We start from the raw sequence: 15,987 nt of genomic DNA on the forward strand, positions 1-15,987 counted from the left end.
CGGGCGTTCGTCTTCCCGCTACGGCCAGCCTGTGCCGAGGCGGGACCGCTCCGCATGGGCCGGTCGGTCCCCTGCTCGGGAGCCTTTCGGAGTGGCCGGCTCCGTTCGCCGGCGGGCCGGGTCGCGAACGCCACGCGCCGGCGGGCCCCGCCACGGCATCAGCCGGGCAGGCGCGGATGGACGCGGCGCACCACCGCGGAGCAGGGCCGGCCGGCGTCGCGGATCCGCATGCCGGAATGCGGGGGCATGCGCCAGGCGTCGCGGGGCCGTGGCGCACGGCCGTCGGCCCGGGCGTGGGCCGGACGGTACGCGCGCGAGGCCGGGGCGCCCGCCGGGCGGCGCGCGTCAGGGGTTGCGGCGGGTGAGGGAGGCGTTCAGGGCGGTGGCGAAGACGCACCAGGCGGCATAGGGCAGCAGGGCGCGGGCGGCGACCGGGTCCGTCCGCGCGGTGCGGCGGATGAGTGCGGCGTTGCTGAGGTCGAGGGCGAGCGTGCCGGCCAGCGCGGCCCCGGGGCTGCGCCGGCGGAAGAACAGCCACGTCCATCCGGCGTTGAGCGCCAGGTTCACCCCGAACGCGAGGGCGGTGCCGGCCCGCTCCCGTCCTCGGGAGCGGCCGAGCGCGTGGCCGGCGGCGAAGGCGATCGAGGCGTACAGCGGCGTCCACACCGCCCCGAACGCCCACGGCGGGGGCTGCCAGGCGGGCTTGCGCAGGCCTCGGTACCAGGCGCCGTCCGCGTCGACGGCCACCGAGCCCGCCGTCGCGGCGGCGGCCACCGCGACGGCCGCTGCGGCGTACCGCTTCCAGGAACCGGGGCTCGCGGCGGGATACGGGTCCTCGCTGGTCGTCCTCATGAGGGGATGCTCCCCCCTCCGCCCGTCGACACGCACCGAGCCCCCGCCCGCCGCGCCGGAACCCCACCCCTGGGGCGGACGGCGAGGGCCGTGCGGACGGCAGCCGGGCGCGGCCCCGGGTCGCCCGCCGTCTGGGCTCGGCCGCACGTGCCGCAGCGGTCGGGTGTCAGGCCGGTCGCACCCCCGGGGCGGTGAGGTCCCCGTCCGAGGAACGGGGGCCCGCGGCGCGGCGGAGCCGGTTGCCGATCGCCACGCCGAGCCCCTCCGCGACGGGGAGGGACGCGATGATCAGGTCGCAGCCCCGCTCGTCGAACGCGCGCAGGTGCCCGTACAGCTCGCGGGCGTGGGCGGCCGCCGAGGCGGGCACCTCCACCACGGCGTGGGCCTTCACCGGCTCACCGGCGAAGGCGGCGGGCAGGAACACGCCCACCCGGTGTCCCCGTTCCTGCGCGAGTTCCGCTTCGGCGACGACCCGCTCGGGCTCGACGAGGACGACCCGCGCACGCGGCGCGTAGTGGGACGGGTGCTGGCCCGGAACCCGGATGGGGCCGGCCGAGGGTGCCGCCGGCGGGTAGCCCAGGACCGCTTCCAGGTCCTCGGCCGTCACTCCGCCGGGCCGCAGGACGCTCGCGACGTCTCCGGTGACGTCGACGATGGTCGACTCGACGCCGACCTCACAGGAGCCGCCGTCCAGGACGAAGTCCACGGCGTCGCCGAGTTCCGCGCGGACGTGGTGGGCGGTGGTGGGGCTGACCGAGCCGAAGCGGTTCGCCGAGGGAGCGGTCACGCCGCCGCCGAACGCGGACAGCAGGGCGAGGGCGACGGGGTGGTCGGGCACGCGCACGGCGACCGTCTCCAGTCCTCCGGTCGCTTCGAGGGGCACCCGGCGCCCGCGTCGCAGGACGAGCGTGAGGGGACCCGGCCAGAACGCCTCGGCCAGCAACCGTGCCGTCGCCGGAACGTCTTCCACCCACTCGCCGAGCTGCTCGCCTCCGGCGATGTGGACGATGAGGGGATGGGAGGGCGGGCGGCCCTTCACCTCGAAGATCCGGCGCACGGCGGCGGGATCCTCCGCGTTGGCACCCAGACCGTAGACGGTCTCGGTGGGCAGTGCTACCAGGCCGCCGGCGCGCAGAACGCCCGCTGCCTTCTCGATGTCGTCGTTCGTTGCCGTCACCCGCACATTTTCTCATCGCGTCGACCCTGCCCCGGCCGGGTCCCTCCGGCCCGTCCGCCGCGGCCGGCGGCTCCGGCGGTCGATTCGCGCCCTCCGGGGTGGACGAGCAGCATGGAGGTGCCGCCCCGGGCCCGCTCGGAGCCCGGCGGTATCGGCCGGTGCTGGGAGGTCGCCGCGATGGAGCTGTCCCTGACCGTCGGTTTCGACGGCTCCGAACCCGGTTTCCGGGCGCTGGACTGGGCCGTGGACGAGGCGGCCGTGCACGGGCTCACCCTGCGTGTGGTCCACGCCTCGCGCTGGGAGCGGTACGAGCTCTCCGCGGGGCCGTTGCAGCGGCGGGCGGGGGAACAGGCCGGCCGGGACGCCGTGGGGGCGGCCGTCCGGCGCGCCGAGGAGCGCAACCCGCGGGCGGTGGTGGAGACCGAGGTGCTCGCCGAGGACCCGGCACAGGCGCTGGTCCGGGCCAGCCGCACGTCCTGGGCGCTGGTCACCGGTGCGCGCGGCCTCGGCGGGTTCCCCGGCCTCCTCCTGGGTTCGGTCGGCCTTGAGGTCGCCGCGCGCGCCCTGTGCCCGGTGATCGTCGTCCGAGGCGACGCGAGCGGCTCCGGCGCCGGTGCCCGCCGGATCCTGCTGGGGGTGTCGGACTCACCGGGAAGCGCGGAAGCCGTACGGTTCGCGCTGCGGGAGGCGGCCGCGCGCGGCTGCCCGCTCGAAGGCGTACGCGCCTGGCGCTGCCCCGCCCACGAGACGACCCCCCACCCGGCCCTCGCGGACGGGGTCTGCCTCTACCACCAGGCACGCGCGGACACCCTGCTCGACGAAGCCCTGACCGCTCCCCTGCGCCACTGTCCCTCGGTCCACCCGATCCGGACCCTTGTGGAGGGGCCCGCGCACCGGGTGCTCGTGGACCGCACCTCCGGCGCCGACCTCGTGGTGATCGGCGCGCACCGCCGTCCCCACCGTCCGGGCCCGCAGCTCGGCCGTGTCGCCCAGGCACTGCTGCACCACTCCCGTTGTCCCGTCGCGGTCGTGCCCCGGGTCGAGGACGGTGCCCGGGGATGACGCGGCCCGGCAGGCGGCCGGTGCGCCCGTCCGCGGACCGCGCCCGGCGTGCGGCGGTCATCGGCATCGGCAACGAGTTCCGCCGGGACGACGCGGTCGGGTGGGCCGCCGTCGGGCTGCTCCGGGAACGGAACCAGCGTCGCGCACTGCCGCCCGACACCGTCCTGGCGCAGTGCGACGGGGACCCCGGCCGGCTGCTGGAGCTGTGGCAGGACACCGGCCTGGTGGTCGTCGTGGACGCCTGTACCCGCCCGTCGCCCCGGCCGGGCCGCACGCACCGGTGGTACGGCGGCCCCGGCGCGGCCCTGGGTCCCTCCGGCCCGGGCAGGCACAGCACCCACGGTCTGGGCCTGTCCGAGGCGCTGCGGCTGGGCGCCGCACTGGACCGCGGCCCCGGCCGGCTGGTCGTGTACGGGGTCGAGGGGGCGGACCACTCCTGGGGACTGGGCATGACCCCGGCGGTGGCGGCGGCGCTGCCCCGCCTCGTGCGGCGCATCGAGGCGGACCTCGTCGGGTACCGCACCGCTGCGGCCCGCGCCCGCCCCGTGACCGTTCGGCCCGCGGCGACTCGCCGAGCAGCCTTCGGCGCCCCGGGAGCGCGGGCCTGACACCCTGTCGGTGAGCGGCGGCACCCCCGCGGGCCCCGAGCGCCGGACCTCAGGGCCCCTCCGCCGCCGCCCGGGCACACGCGCCGAGAAGGAGGGGCAGGGCGATGACGGACCCCGCGTGCGAGGCGGTGCTCGGAACGGACGGGCTGGAGGCGCTCGTACGGGTTCTGCGGGGCCGGGGCCGGACGGTCATCGGTCCGACCGTGCGCGACGGGGCCATCGTCCTGGACGAGCTGGACTCGGCGGCCGCCCTGCCGTACGGGTGGGGGGTGGAGCTCGAAGCGGGCCGGTACCGGCTGCGCCCACGGCCCGACGGGGCGGCCTTCGCGCACAGCGCGGGACCCCAGTCGTGGAAGTCCTTCCTCCATCCCGAGCGCGTGCGGCAGTGGTCGGCGAGGCGCGGGCCCGACGGCGGGATGACCGTCCGGGCGGAGGAGCCCTCCGCTGTCTCGTACGCGTTCCTCGGGGTGCGGCCCTGCGACCTGCGCGCCATCCGGATCCTGGACCGGGTGCTGTCGGGCGGCCGCGTCCAGGACCCTGTCTACGCGTCCCGGCGGGCGGGCGCCTTCCTCGTCGCGGTCGAGTGCACGGAGCCCGGTGCCACGTGTTTCTGCGTCTCGATGGACTCGGGTCCGGCGGTGGACTCCGGGTACGACCTGGCGCTGACCGAGCTGGTGGACGGCGAGGGCCACCGCTTCCTGTGCCGCAGCGGGACGCGGGAGGGGGCCGAGGTGCTCGCGGAGCTGCCCCGCCGCACGGCCGACGAGGCCACGCGCACCGCGGCCGCGCGCGCGGTGGAGGAGGCGGCGGAGCGGATGGGCCGCTCCATGCCGCTGGTGGACCTGCGGACCCTGATGCGGGACTCGCTGGACGCGGACCGCTGGGACGACGTCACGGCCCGGTGTCTGAGCTGCGGCAACTGCACCATGGTCTGCCCCACCTGCTTCTGCACGACCACCGAGGACGTGACCGACCTGACCGGCGACCACGCCGAGCGGTGGCGCCGCTGGGATTCCTGCTACGACCTGGACTTCTCCCTGCTGCACGGCGGCCCGGTACGGGCCACGCCGCACAGCCGCTACCGCCAGTGGCTGACGCACAAGCTCGGCACCTGGCACGACCAGTTCGGCAGCTCGGGCTGCGTGGGGTGCGGCAGGTGCATCGTGTGGTGCCCCACCGGCATCGACCTCACCGAGGAGGTCCGTGCCCTGCGGGCGGAGGCCGCGCGTCCGGAGGACGCCCGGTGAGCGCGGCTCCCGGACCGCCCGGTGCCGAGGGACTGCTGGGCGCCCTCTCCCCGGAGGACCGCGAGCGGCTGATGGTCCTGGCCTCCGCCGTCACCCTGCCGGGCGGCACGCGGGTCTTCGAGGAGGGCGGGGAGGCCGACCGGTTCTGGATCGTCCGCTCGGGCGCGGTCGCACTCGACGTGCACGTTCCCGGCCGCGGGCGGACGGTCGTCGAGACGATCGGTGCCGGCGGCCTGCTCGGGTGGTCGTGGCTGTGTCCGCCCCACCACTGGCACCTGGGTGCCGAGGCCCGGGGGACGACCGCGGCCTGGGAGTTCGACGCCGCGGCCGTGCGCGAGCTGTGCGCCGAACGGCCCGTGCTGGGTCTGGCGGTCCTCACCTCGGTCGCGGGGACGATCGGGGAGCGGCTGCGGGCAGCCCGGATCCGGCTGCTCGACCTGTACGGTCCGCCGTGGGAGGGGCCGGTGCCGTGACCCTGGTGCCGCTCCCCTACCGCGTGCGGGACCGCCGGGAGGAGACCCGCGACGTGGTCACCCTCACCCTGGAGCCGGCCGGCGAACCGCCGGCGCCGTTCACGCCGGGCCGGTTCGCCATGCTGTACGCCTTCGGGGTCGGCGAGATCCCCGTGTCCGTCTCGAAGATCCTCGACGGGGGCGCGCTGGCCCACACGGTACGGGCCGTGGGTGCCGTCTCCCGCGCGCTGTACGGGCTCCGGCCCGGCGCGGTGCTCGGGGTGCGCGGCCCGTTCGGCGTCGGGTGGGACGCGGCCCGCGCGCGGGGCGGTGACGTGCTCGTCGTCGCGGGCGGCATCGGCCTCGCCCCGCTGCGTCCCCTGATCGACGCCGTGCTGGCCGAGCCGGAGGCGTACGGGCGGCTCAACGTCCTGGCCGGTGCCCGGACTCCGGCCGACCTGCTGTATTCCGGGGAGTTCCCCGCGTGGTCCCGGCCGTTCGCGGGCGCCACCGTCGACCGGCCCGGCGGCGGGTGGGACGGGCGGGTCGGGATCGTCACCGCGCTGCTCGACGAGGCGGTGTTCACCCCGGCGCGGACGACGGCCTTCGTCTGCGGCCCGGAGGTCATGATCCGGGCCACCGGCCGCGCGCTCGTGCACCGGGGCGTGGACCCGGCCCGCATCCGGGTGTCCCTGGAGCGGAACATGCGCTGCGCCACCGGGCACTGCGGACACTGCCAGCTCGGCCCCCTGCTGCTCTGCCGCGACGGCCCCGTCCTCGGATACGACCGAGCCGAACCCCTGCTCTCCGTCCGGGAACTGTGACATGAACACCACCTCCGCACCGCCGCCACCCGGCCGCCCCCGGCTCGGCGTCTTCAAGTTCGCCTCCTGCGACGGCTGCCAGCTCACCCTCCTCGACTGCGAGGACGAACTGCTCGGCCTCTCCGCCGAACTGGAGGTCGCCCACTTCGCCGAGGCCTCCAGCGACGCCGCGCCCGGCCCGTACGACCTCGTACTCGTCGAGGGGTCGGTCAGCACCCCCGAGCACGTGGACCGGATCCGGCGGATCCGGTCCGAGGCCCGCCACCTCGTCACCATCGGTGCCTGCGCCACCGCCGGCGGCGTCCAGGCCCTGCGCAACCACGCCGACGCCGGGGAGTACCTCTCGGTGGTCTACGCGCGACCCGAGTACATCGCGAGCCTCGCCACCTCGACCCCCGTCTCCGCCCACGTCCCCGTCGACTTCGAGTTGCGCGGCTGTCCCATCGACCGCGGCCAGCTCCTGGAGGTGATCACCGCCTTCCTCGCCGGACGCAAGCCCGACATCCCGAACCACAGCGTGTGTTTCGCCTGCAAACGCCGGGGCACCGTCTGCGTCACCGTCGCCCACGGCACCCCGTGCCTCGGCCCCGTCACCCACGCCGGCTGCGGAGCGCTGTGTCCCGCGTACGGACGGGGGTGCTACGGCTGCTTCGGCCCGGCCGGCACCACCAACCTGCCCGCGCTCCTCCCGTTGCTGCGCCGCGACGGGATGGACGAGGAAGACGTCGGCAGGTTCCTGCACACCTTCAACGTCACGGCGTTCACCGCCGTGGAGGAACGGGGGCCCGGTGTGACGGGCGCGGGAGGCGAGGGATGAACGGGCCCGTGCCCCGCTCCCGGGAGCTGCGCGTCGCCGCCCTCACCCGGGTGGAGGGCGAGACCGCGCTCCGCCTGCGGATCCACCGGGGCACCGTCGTCGAGACGCGCCTGGCGATCTACGAGCCGCCGCGCTTCTTCGAGGCCTTCCTCCGGGGCCGCGCCCACACCGAGCCTCCCGATCTCACCTCGCGGATCTGCGGGATCTGCCCCGTCGCCTACCAGATGAGCGCGTGCCGGGCGGTCGAGGACGCGTGCGGTGTGGACGTCGGCGGACAACTGGCCGCTCTGCGACGCCTGTTGTACTGCGGTGAGTGGATCGAGAGCCACACCCTGCACATCCACCTGCTGCACGCCCCGGACTTCCTGGGCCACGACGACGTGATCGGGCTGTCCCGCACCCACCGGGAGCACGTGGAGCGTGGGCTGCGCCTGAAGCGGACGGGCAACAGGGTGATCGAAGTGCTGGGAGGGCGCTCGATCCACCCCGTCAACGTCCGCCTCGGCGGCTTCCACCGCACCCCCACCCGCGCCGAGCTGCGCCCCCTGGCGGAGCTGCTGCGCGCCGCCCTGGACGACGCCTGGGACACGGTGCGCTGGGTCGCCGGCTTCGACTTCCCCGACGCCGAGTGCGACGCGGACCTGTTCGCCCTGGCCGAGGCGGACAGGTACGCCATCGAGTCCGGTGTTCCGACCGTGCTGCCCTCCGGGGAAGGAGCGGCACCGCGCGGTTTCCCCCTGCGGGACTTCTGCGACCACGTCGCGGAGGCGCAGGTGCCGTACTCCACGGCCCTGCATTCCCGGCTGGACGGCCGCCGGCACCTCACCGGCCCGCTCGCCCGCTGGGCCATCAGCGGCCACCTGCTCTCGCCGACGGCGCGCGAAGCGGCGCGGGAGGCCGGACTGGGCGATCCGCGGACCGGGAGCGCGGGCGCCGACGGCGGCGGGGTCTGCAACCCCTACCGGAGCATCCTCGTCCGCGCGGTGGAGGTCCTCTACGCCGTCGAGGAGGCCCTGCGCGTCATCGACGCGTACGAGCCCCCGCCGCGCCCGTACGTCGAGGTGCCCGCCCGTGCCGGCACCGGACACGGGGCGACGGAGGCCCCCCGGGGGCTGCTCTACCACCGCTACGCCCTCGACGGGGCCGGACGGGTCACCGACGCCCGGATCATCCCGCCGACCGCCCAGAACCAGGGCGCCATCGAGGAGGACCTGCGCCGGACGGTCCAGACGGGGCTCGACCGGGGGGAGGATTCCGACGCCGGTCTGACGCGGCTGTGCGAGCGGGTGGTCCGCAACCACGACCCGTGCATCTCGTGTGCCGCCCACTTCATGCGGCTGGACGTGGAACGGACGGAGTGAGGGTCAGGAGCCGGCCATGTCGAGCCGGCCGGCGGCCCCGGCGGCCGGGCCGCTCCGGTGGCCGGTCCCGGGGCCGTCCATGTCGCTGAAGGCGATGCGCTTGAGCTGGACCGCCAGGTCCTCGAAGGCGCGGGCGGCGGCGAGTTCGTCGCCGATCTCCGGAACGTTGTGGTCCACGGGGTGGCAGTGGGCCGTGCCGTGGCCCGTCATGCGGGTGGTGCCCGTGTCCAGCTCGACGCGCACCGTGGTGGTGCGCTCCTCCTCGAACAGGTGGACGCGGGTCTTCCATTCGGCGATGTGCGACATGGCCTTCCTCCGGGGCTCGGGGGCCGGGGCGCGGCACCCGGCGGGCACGCGGCCAGGATCCCCCGGCCGGACGGTCGTCCGCCTGGGTCGAACGGTTCCCGCGCGGGCCCGTTCGGCCCCGGCGCCGCCGCCCCGCACAGGGGCCCTTCGGCCCCTTCTCGGTCCCGGTCGGCCCCTGACCCGGCGCCCGGTCCGGCAGGACGCTGGAGACCGCGCCCGCCGGACGCGCCATCCTGCCGCACCCGTACTTCCCGGAGGCACACCATGACGGCTCACGTGACCGTCGGCCTGGACGGATCCGGGGAAAGCCTCGCCGCGGCCTCCTGGGCCGCGCGGGAGGCCGTGGTGCGCGGGCTGCCGCTGCACCTCGTCCACGTGGAGGAGTGGCCCGCCGCGCCCGGGATGCCGTACCCCGTCGCCTCGTACGCGGCCGAGCGGTCGGCCGGGCTGCTCCGCGACGTCGCCGAGCAGGCGCGCGCCGATCATCCGGGGCTGGAGGTGAGCACCGAGGGCGCTCGCGGCCGGGCCGCGCAGATCCTGCGCAGGGTGGCGGACGAGTCGGACCTGACGGTGTTGGGCTCACGCGGCCTCGGGGGGCTCGCGGGATTCCTGACCGGCTCGGTGTCGCTGGCCGTCGTCGGCGGATCCGGCCGGCCCGTCGTCCTCGTACGGGCCGACGAGGCGGCCCTGCCGGCAGCGGCCCCCGCGCGGGAACCGTCCGCCGGTGAGATCCTCGTCGGCGCCGATCTCGCACACCCCGACGCCTCCGTGTTCGCCTTCGCGTTCGAGGAGGCCGCGCTGCGCGGGGCCGCACTGCGCGTGCGGCACTGCTGGACCCTGCCCGGTCCGGCGGCGTACGCGATCGTCGCCGACCCGGGCATCGGTGACATGGTGGGGCAGCGGACCGCACACGCGCTGACGGAGCTCGTCCGGCCCTGGAGGGCCCGGTACCCGGGCGTACAGGTCACGGACGAGGCCGTCGTCGGCGCGGCCGCGGTCCAGCTCGTCGAGGCCTCGAAGGGAGCGGATCTCGTGGTCGTCGGCCGCCGTCGGCGCAAAGTGCCGCTCGGCCCCCACCTCGGCCACGTCGCCCACGCGGTGATCCACCACTGCGCCGCCCCCGTCTGCGTGGTGCCCAGCGGCTGACCCCCGCCCCGCCGCCCCGCTCCGCAGGCGGCCGGATTCACCCGCCGCGCTTCGCCGGGCCGTGCGCGTCTTCGAGCGTGAGGGCGGCCCAGCAGGTCCAGCCGACCGGCTGGAGCATCCAGAACCCGATGATCCGGTAGAGGAACGTCGCGGCGACGGCCTGCGCCGACGGCAGGCCGGAGGCGACCAGCAGCGCCGACATCGTCGCCTCGGCGATGCCGAGGCTGCCCGGGGTGAGGCGGAGGCTGCCGACGGCCTGGGTGAGCGCGTAGGCGGCGACCAGCCCGCGCCAGGGCACGGCCAGGCCGAGGGCCCACAGGGCGGTGGCCAGGCAGGCCAGGTCGAACAGCCAGTTGAGGAGCGCGTACCCGAGCGGCCGCAGCCAGGGGAGCGGCCGGGGCTCCACCCTGCGGGCCTGCTCGACAAGAGCGCTCAGGTCGGCTTGCACCCGCCTCAGCCGTCCGGAGCGGTGGCCCGTCCTCTTCCAGACGCGGCCCAGGGCCCGGCGGACGGCCGCGGAGCGCAACAGCCAGACCAGCACCGGGACCGCGACGAGCAGCGCCAGGAGGAGCGGGAGGAGGGACCGGAGCGCGGCACCGGGGCCGGACGGACCGGCCGCGAGGGCCCCCACGGCGACCAGCAGGAGGAGGCTCACGACCGAAGCCGCGCCCGACACGGCCAGAACGGCGGCGGCGAGCACCGGGCCCACCCCGCGGCGGACCAGGACGCGCAGGAGCCAGGCGGCGGAGAAGGCGGCACCACCCGGCAGAGCCCCCGCGACGGCGCTGCCGGCCGCGGTGGTGCACGCCATCCTGCGCAGGCTCCACCGGACGCCCCCCGCCCTCAGCAGCCAGCGCGGCACTGCGGCGAAGCACACCAGGGACAGCACCTGGCAGGCCAGCGGCACCGGCAGGCGACCCGGACGGACCTGCGTGACGAGGCGGAGGGCCGCGGCGATCTCGGCGCGCCGGGTGAAGGCGAACACGGCGGCCGCCAGGACGAGGACGCCCGAGCACAGCCACCAGATGCGGCCCGGTGGCGCGGCGGCCGGGAGGGCGTCGCCCCCGTTCCGTGGCTGTGGCATGGCCCCTCACCTTCGACGCCGACGCGGCGCGCGGGACCACGGGCAGGACGGCGCCAGGGGCGATCCAAGCGCACCGCGCGGTGTCCCCGGGCCCCGGCACGCCGCGGCGGCGGACCCGCGTGGCGCGGGGCGCGCGCCCGGGCCCGCTGCCGGCGTCCTGTCCGGGAGTGCGGCCTCGACGGCCCCGGGGTCGCCTCGTGTCACCATGGGGCGAGGGTGAGCGCCCCGTCGCCGCCGACGGTGAGGCCGGCGGTGAAGGGGGCTCCGTGCCGGGTGAGCGCGGCGCACAGCCAGCGGGCGTCGGCGAGGGCGGCCCGGTGCAGTGTGAGGCGGCGGGCGTGGAACGGGACCAGGCGCAGTCCGCGGAGCGCCCCGGTGGCCCGGTCGAGGCGGGCCGTGCAGAGGAGGCGGAGGTCGCCGCGGTACTGCTCGTACCCCCTGATCCCCTCGTAGTCGTCGATCAGGTCGCCGCAGCCGTAGAGGACCAGGCGCCCGCGGTAGACCTCCAGGGGGCGGGGGTGGTGCGAGGAGTGGCCGTGGACGAGGTCGGCGCCTCCGTCGACGAGGTCATGGGCGAACCGGATGTGCTCGGGCGGGACCCGGTAGCCCCAGTTGGAACCCCAGTGGAGGGAGACGGCCACCAGGTCGCCGGGCCGGCGGGCAGCGCGGATACGGGAGACGAGGCCGGCCGCGACGGCCGGCGAGGGCGCCGGGGCCAGGGCGATGCCGCTGCGGTCTGGGGTGGCCGCCCAGTCGGGCGGGATGCCGCTGGAGGGGAGCCCGACCGCGTACACGAGGAGGCACGGCCCCTGGGGGGACGCGGCCCCCGCGCCGGGGGCGGGAGGTGGCAGCGTCACCCGCGCCGGCCGCCACGCCTCGGCGGCGTCGCCGCCGGCACCTGCGGTGCGCAGCCCGGCGGCGCCGAGGCTGTCGAGGGTCTCGGCCAGCCCGTCCCGGCCGAAGTCGAGGACGTGGTTGTTGGCCAGTGCGCACACGTCGGGCCGGGCGGCCGTGAGGCACGGCACGTTCGCCGGGCTCATGCGGTAGTGGACGCTCTTCCCGGGGGCGAAGCCGTCCGCCCGGGTGACGCTCGTCTCCAGGTTCAGGACCCAGGCGTCCGGCCCGGTGGCGCGGAGTTCGTCCATCAGGTCGCCCCACGGGCCGTCGTGGCCGAGGGGTCTGGACACCGGTCCGTTGACGGCCTCGGCCATCTCGACGTACGCGCGTGCGTCCGTCACCCACGGTTCGGCGAGCCGCGGGTCGCCCGGATGCGGCAGCACCTGGTCGATGCCCCGGCCGAGCATCACGTCGCCGGCGAGGCAGACGGTGACCTCGCGGTCCGTCCCGGGCCCGCCGCTCGCTCCCACTCCTCCACGGTAGGCCCCCGGTGCGGCGGCCGAGCCGTCGCCCGCGACGCGACCGCGGGGGCCTGCGGCCTGCTCGGCCCGGTACCGGACTCGTCGAATGCCGCAGCGTGATTCGGCCAGATCCGGCGGGAGCGGCGGGCACGACGGGCGCGACACCCCGTCCGGCAGGGCGCGCACGGGGCCGGTACGACCGTCGCGCGGCCCGAACAAGACGCAATGAAGCGGTCATTAAGGGGTAAACGGGACCGAAGAATCGATGCATCCAGTGATGTTCCAGCCAAAACGTCCCAATATCGCCGAATGCGTCAGCGGACCGACATCCGTCACCGTCCGTGGTCTTAACGTCACCCGCACCAGCCGGTGATGACGTGTCCACACGCAGGGGTTCCCATGGCACTGACAGTCGATGAACTGCACGCGCTCTTCCCCACCGGGGCGCCGGGCCCCTTCGAGCTCGACACCGGAAGGCTCGGGTGGGGCGACGAGTCGACCACCTTCGAGCACCTGCCGGAGCGGCAGCTGATCCTGACCGGTGCCACCGCGGACCCGTCCGCGCTGACCGTCACCGGCAGGGTCGCGCTGGCCGGGGAGGAGATGCCGGCCACGGCACGGTTCGTCGCCGCCGGCGGTACGGTCACCGGCCTGGTCTTCGAGGCCACCCCCGCCACGTGGCTGCTCCAGACCGCCGTGGCGCGCGTCGACCTGACCGAACTGGCCGCGCGCGGCCGCGGCCTGCGCGTTCTCCTCGCCGCGGGCCCGGACGGCGCGCAGGCCGGACAGTGCCCCCACCCCGGCCCGTGGGCGGCATTCCACCTCGGCAGCGCCGTCGAGCAGTCCGTGGAGTTCCGGGCCGAGCTCCGCAAGGACTCCATCGGCGCGGCCGGGGCGGTCGAGGGCCAGCGGCCACTGGTGGCGCCGCTCCTGGAGGCCCTCGGCGAGCACGGCGTGGAACTGCCCGGCCCGCTCGTCGACTGGCTGGAGGAAGTCCGGCTGCACCGGCACCCCATGGGCAAGACCGACAACATGATGGTCACCGCGGTCGCCCCGATCGACCAGGGCACCGGCCCGGAGCCCGTCGAGGTGCTGCTGCTGCGCACCACCGTGCTCGGGCACCAGAACGAGGAAGGAAAGCCGAAGGCCACCACCGTCGCCCTGCTCCGGGCCCGTACCGACTGGAGTTCGGCCGGACTGCCTCTGGTCGGTCCCATGATCGGGCCCGGGCTGGTGTCCCTGCCGGCCCTCCAGATCATCTACGTCTCCGTGGAACTCTCCGCCGAGGACGCCCGGAAGGTCAACCAGGTCATCACCGAGTACAACCTCGGCCCGGTCCAGCAGCTACCGGCCCCCAACGAGGCCGCGGGGGTACCCCTGACCAAGGGCGTGAACGCCGCCGTGTACCTCTCGGTGCTCGGCACCCCGGCTCCCGCCGCGGTCATCAGCGTCCCGCCCAAGGACAAGCCGGCGGGCGACGGGGACAAACCCAAGTGGAAGCTCCAGCACACCTTCGAGGTGGACAAGACGCTCGGGCCGGTCCACATCGCGCGCATCGTCCTCACCTACGACGTCAAGAAGGGACTGCTGGTCTCGTTCGAAGGGACGGCCGCCGTCGGCCCGCTGGTCTGGGACGTCGCAGGGCTCGGCTTCTACGTCGGCATGAGCGGCGGTTTCCCGATCCTGCCGTTCCTGCACGGGATGACCATCGAGGCCACCGCCGCGAACGGCCTGATCGCCCTCAGCGGTGGCCTGCACAACCGTGAACCCGACGACCCCTCCCTCGACTTCGAGCTCGCCGGGCTGGTCCTGGTCCGGGCGATGGCGGTGGAGGCCGGCGCCCAGGCCGTCTGGGCGCGGAGCAACGAGGGCTGGCACTCCGTCCTCCTCTACGGCGAGGCGTCGCTGGCCGGCGGAGCAGCGCTGTTCGGTCCGCCGCCGTTCACCGTCACCGGGTTCTCCGCCGGGTTCGGAGTCAACAGCACCTTCAAGAAGGTCCCCACCGGCGCCGAGATCGCCGAGTTCCCCCTGGTGGCGCGGCTGGACGCGGCGCAGGCCCTGCCCGGCATGCCGGCGCCCGAACCGTACACGCCCGAGGACGCGCTCAAGGCGCTGACCGGGCCCACGGGCTGGATCCGCCCCGACCAGGGGAACCACTGGATCGCCGCCGGGGTGAAGTTCACCAGCTTCGGCTTCCTCGACAGCAAGGCCCTCGCGGTGATCGAGTTCGGCGACTCGGTCAAGGTGATGCTGCTGGGCCGCACCTCGGTCACGCTGCCCCGCACCCTCAACCCCGCCGACCGCGTCATCGCGAAGGTCAACATCGGGCTGAGCCTGGCCTACGCCTCGGACGAGCACCGGCTGTCGATGGACGTGGCCCTCCTGCCCGGCAGCTACGTGCTCGACCCGTCCATCATGCTGACCGGCGGCATCGCCGTGTACGCGTGGACCGGCGGCTCCCGGGCCGGGGACTTCGTCGTCAGCCTCGGCGGCTACCACCCCGACTTCAACGTCCCCGTCCACTACCCGCGGCCCCAGCGCCTCGGATTCGTCTGGTCCCCGGCGAGCGACATCACCGTACGCGCCGAGGCGTACGCGGCCGTGACGCCCGCGGCCCTCATGTTCGGCGGCCGGCTGGCCGCCGTCTACGACAAGGGGGTCTTCTCGGCCTGGTTCACGGCCCACCTCGACGCGCTGGTCCAGTGGAAGCCCTTCTACCTGGACCTCTCCCTCGGGATCAGCATCGGCGTGGCCGCCACCGTCAAGGTGGCGTTCTTCCGGGTGCGCATCTGCGTCGAGGTGGGCGTGGCCCTGCACCTGTGGCTGCCGCCCTTCGGCGGCCGGGCCACCGTCAAACTCTGGTTCATCTCCTTCAGCTTCGGTTTCGGCTCGTCCCGCGACAGCACCCCGAGCGTGGACTGGCCCGAGTTCCGTACGCAGATCCCCGCACCCGTCAAGGTCACCCCGCACGAGGGACTGCTCGCGGACGTCGACGAGGCGGAGGCGGTCTTCCGGGCGGCCTCCAAGGCCCCGGTGCTCGTCTCGTGCTCCGGTTTCAGCTTCAGCACCGAGGCCGGGATCCCCGCCTCCCACCTCTACGTCAACGGCGTCCTGTGGAAGGAGTCGGAGCACGGACTGATCGACGTCCGCCCCATGGACCGGACCGGTGTGCGGTCCGAACACCACGTCACCCTCACCAAGGACGAAGAGCCCTTCCACCCGGCCGACCACTTCTGGAAGCTCGCCGAGATCACCGCCGCCGTCGCCCCCGGCCTGTGGGGCAAACCGCTGGCCAAGCCCGGCGACGCCCTCAAGGGCGAACGGCTGCTCGAAGGCCGCTTCACCGGGCTTCGGATCACCCTGCCCGAGCCCGACCGGGGCACCGACACCGGACCGGTCACCTCCGAGGCCCTCGCGTACGAAGGACTCCCGGACGGCGACATGCCGCTGAGGGACGCGGACCCCGCCGGACCGCGGCCCACCGCGGACCCGGACAGCATCGCCCTCATCGAACGCACCGTCGCGGACCCGGATGCGGCCGCCCGGCGCAGCAGGGTGCTGGAGGCCCTCGCCCGTTTCGGCGCGGGGGCCGGCGCGGACGCCGACAGCCCGCTCACCGGCTACGCGGAGCTGGCCGGCCGCAGCCTCACCAGCCCGCCCATGACCACCACTGCGACGAGGTGACCGCCACCG

The 15,987-nt window shown here is 75.3% G+C and carries 14 protein-coding genes; 9 read left to right on the forward strand and 5 right to left on the reverse strand.

Annotated features, from left to right (window positions below):
- Positions 1 to 345: 345 nt before the first annotated feature.
- Positions 346 to 852, reverse strand: coding sequence for a TspO/MBR family protein (locus tag WDV06_RS04910; protein WP_395508371.1), 507 nt, complete (start codon positions 850 to 852; stop codon positions 346 to 348).
- Positions 853 to 1,018: 166 nt separating this feature from the next.
- Complete coding sequence (locus tag WDV06_RS04915) at positions 1,019 to 2,029, reverse strand: L-threonylcarbamoyladenylate synthase (RefSeq protein WP_395508372.1); 1,011 nt, start codon at positions 2,027 to 2,029, stop codon at positions 1,019 to 1,021.
- Between the two features lie 111 nt (positions 2,030 to 2,140).
- Here WDV06_RS04915 and WDV06_RS04920 point away from each other — a divergent pair, with 111 nt between their 5' ends.
- From WDV06_RS04920 to WDV06_RS04950, 7 genes are all read left to right on the forward strand, one after another.
- Positions 2,141 to 3,091, forward strand: a complete 951-nt coding sequence (locus tag WDV06_RS04920) for a universal stress protein (protein ID WP_395508373.1) — start codon at positions 2,141 to 2,143, stop codon at positions 3,089 to 3,091.
- A complete protein-coding gene (locus WDV06_RS04925) occupies positions 3,088 to 3,699 on the forward strand; it encodes a hydrogenase maturation protease (RefSeq protein ID WP_395508374.1) in 612 nt (203 codons plus the stop codon). The genes WDV06_RS04920 and WDV06_RS04925 overlap by 4 nt, the downstream gene beginning before the upstream one ends.
- A 104-nt stretch (positions 3,700 to 3,803) precedes the next feature.
- A complete protein-coding gene (locus WDV06_RS04930; protein ID WP_395508375.1) occupies positions 3,804 to 4,946 on the forward strand; it encodes a 4Fe-4S dicluster domain-containing protein in 1,143 nt (380 codons plus the stop codon).
- Entirely contained in the window at positions 4,943 to 5,419 is a 477-nt protein-coding gene (locus WDV06_RS04935) for a cyclic nucleotide-binding domain-containing protein (protein ID WP_395508376.1), read from the forward strand. The genes WDV06_RS04930 and WDV06_RS04935 overlap by 4 nt, the downstream gene beginning before the upstream one ends.
- Positions 5,416 to 6,222 carry an FAD/NAD(P)-binding protein gene (locus WDV06_RS04940; protein ID WP_395508377.1) on the forward strand — a complete coding sequence of 269 codons (807 nt, stop codon included), beginning with the start codon at positions 5,416 to 5,418 and terminating at the stop codon, positions 6,220 to 6,222. The genes WDV06_RS04935 and WDV06_RS04940 overlap by 4 nt, the downstream gene beginning before the upstream one ends.
- Before the next feature lies 1 nt (position 6,223).
- A complete protein-coding gene (locus WDV06_RS04945; RefSeq protein WP_395508378.1) occupies positions 6,224 to 7,039 on the forward strand; it encodes an NADH-quinone oxidoreductase subunit B family protein in 816 nt (271 codons plus the stop codon).
- Positions 7,036 to 8,400, forward strand: coding sequence for a Ni/Fe hydrogenase subunit alpha (locus tag WDV06_RS04950; RefSeq protein ID WP_395508379.1), 1,365 nt, complete (start codon positions 7,036 to 7,038; stop codon positions 8,398 to 8,400). The genes WDV06_RS04945 and WDV06_RS04950 overlap by 4 nt, the downstream gene beginning before the upstream one ends.
- Before the next feature lie 3 nt (positions 8,401 to 8,403).
- Here WDV06_RS04950 and WDV06_RS04955 read toward each other — a convergent pair whose 3' ends face one another.
- Complete coding sequence (locus tag WDV06_RS04955; RefSeq protein WP_395508380.1) at positions 8,404 to 8,706, reverse strand: dsRBD fold-containing protein; 303 nt, start codon at positions 8,704 to 8,706, stop codon at positions 8,404 to 8,406.
- 264 nt (positions 8,707 to 8,970) lie between these two features.
- Between WDV06_RS04955 and WDV06_RS04960 the strand changes: the two genes are divergently transcribed.
- The gene (locus tag WDV06_RS04960; RefSeq protein ID WP_395508381.1) at positions 8,971 to 9,852 is read left to right on the forward strand and encodes a universal stress protein; all 882 of its coding nucleotides are present in this window, start codon (positions 8,971 to 8,973) and stop codon (positions 9,850 to 9,852) included.
- A gap of 37 nt (positions 9,853 to 9,889) precedes the next feature.
- On the opposite strand, the gene WDV06_RS04965 is transcribed toward WDV06_RS04960, so the two are convergent.
- Both WDV06_RS04965 and WDV06_RS04970 read right to left on the reverse strand, forming a co-directional pair.
- A complete protein-coding gene (locus WDV06_RS04965; RefSeq protein ID WP_395508382.1) occupies positions 9,890 to 10,936 on the reverse strand; it encodes a lysylphosphatidylglycerol synthase transmembrane domain-containing protein in 1,047 nt (348 codons plus the stop codon).
- Between the two features lie 200 nt (positions 10,937 to 11,136).
- Positions 11,137 to 12,303, reverse strand: a complete 1,167-nt coding sequence (locus WDV06_RS04970; RefSeq protein ID WP_395508383.1) for a CapA family protein — start codon at positions 12,301 to 12,303, stop codon at positions 11,137 to 11,139.
- Between the two features lie 390 nt (positions 12,304 to 12,693).
- Between WDV06_RS04970 and WDV06_RS04975 the strand changes: the two genes are divergently transcribed.
- Positions 12,694 to 15,978: a DUF6603 domain-containing protein gene (locus WDV06_RS04975; RefSeq protein WP_395508384.1), complete on the forward strand. Its 3,285-nt coding sequence runs from the start codon at positions 12,694 to 12,696 to the stop codon at positions 15,976 to 15,978.
- Positions 15,979 to 15,987 lie beyond the last annotated feature (9 nt).

This window comes from Streptomyces racemochromogenes, from assembly GCF_044129415.1.
Taxonomy (GTDB): Bacteria; Actinomycetota; Actinomycetes; order Streptomycetales; family Streptomycetaceae; genus Streptomyces; species Streptomyces racemochromogenes_A.

What these genes read in the sequence shown, in the direction of transcription:
- WDV06_RS04910 (WP_395508371.1), bottom strand. Translation starts at nt 852, where the DNA reads ATGAGGACGACCAGCGAGGACCCGTATCCCGCCGCGAGCCCCGGTTCC.
- WDV06_RS04920 (WP_395508373.1), top strand. Translation starts at nt 2,141, where the DNA reads ATGGAGGTGCCGCCCCGGGCCCGCTCGGAGCCCGGCGGTATCGGCCGG.
- WDV06_RS04925 (WP_395508374.1), top strand. Translation starts at nt 3,088, where the DNA reads ATGACGCGGCCCGGCAGGCGGCCGGTGCGCCCGTCCGCGGACCGCGCC.
- WDV06_RS04930 (WP_395508375.1), top strand. Translation starts at nt 3,804, where the DNA reads ATGACGGACCCCGCGTGCGAGGCGGTGCTCGGAACGGACGGGCTGGAG.
- WDV06_RS04945 (WP_395508378.1), top strand. Translation starts at nt 6,224, where the DNA reads ATGAACACCACCTCCGCACCGCCGCCACCCGGCCGCCCCCGGCTCGGC.
- WDV06_RS04950 (WP_395508379.1), top strand. Translation starts at nt 7,036, where the DNA reads ATGAACGGGCCCGTGCCCCGCTCCCGGGAGCTGCGCGTCGCCGCCCTC.
- WDV06_RS04955 (WP_395508380.1), bottom strand. Translation starts at nt 8,706, where the DNA reads ATGTCGCACATCGCCGAATGGAAGACCCGCGTCCACCTGTTCGAGGAG.
- WDV06_RS04960 (WP_395508381.1), top strand. Translation starts at nt 8,971, where the DNA reads ATGACGGCTCACGTGACCGTCGGCCTGGACGGATCCGGGGAAAGCCTC.
- WDV06_RS04965 (WP_395508382.1), bottom strand. Translation starts at nt 10,936, where the DNA reads ATGCCACAGCCACGGAACGGGGGCGACGCCCTCCCGGCCGCCGCGCCA.
- WDV06_RS04975 (WP_395508384.1), top strand. Translation starts at nt 12,694, where the DNA reads ATGGCACTGACAGTCGATGAACTGCACGCGCTCTTCCCCACCGGGGCG.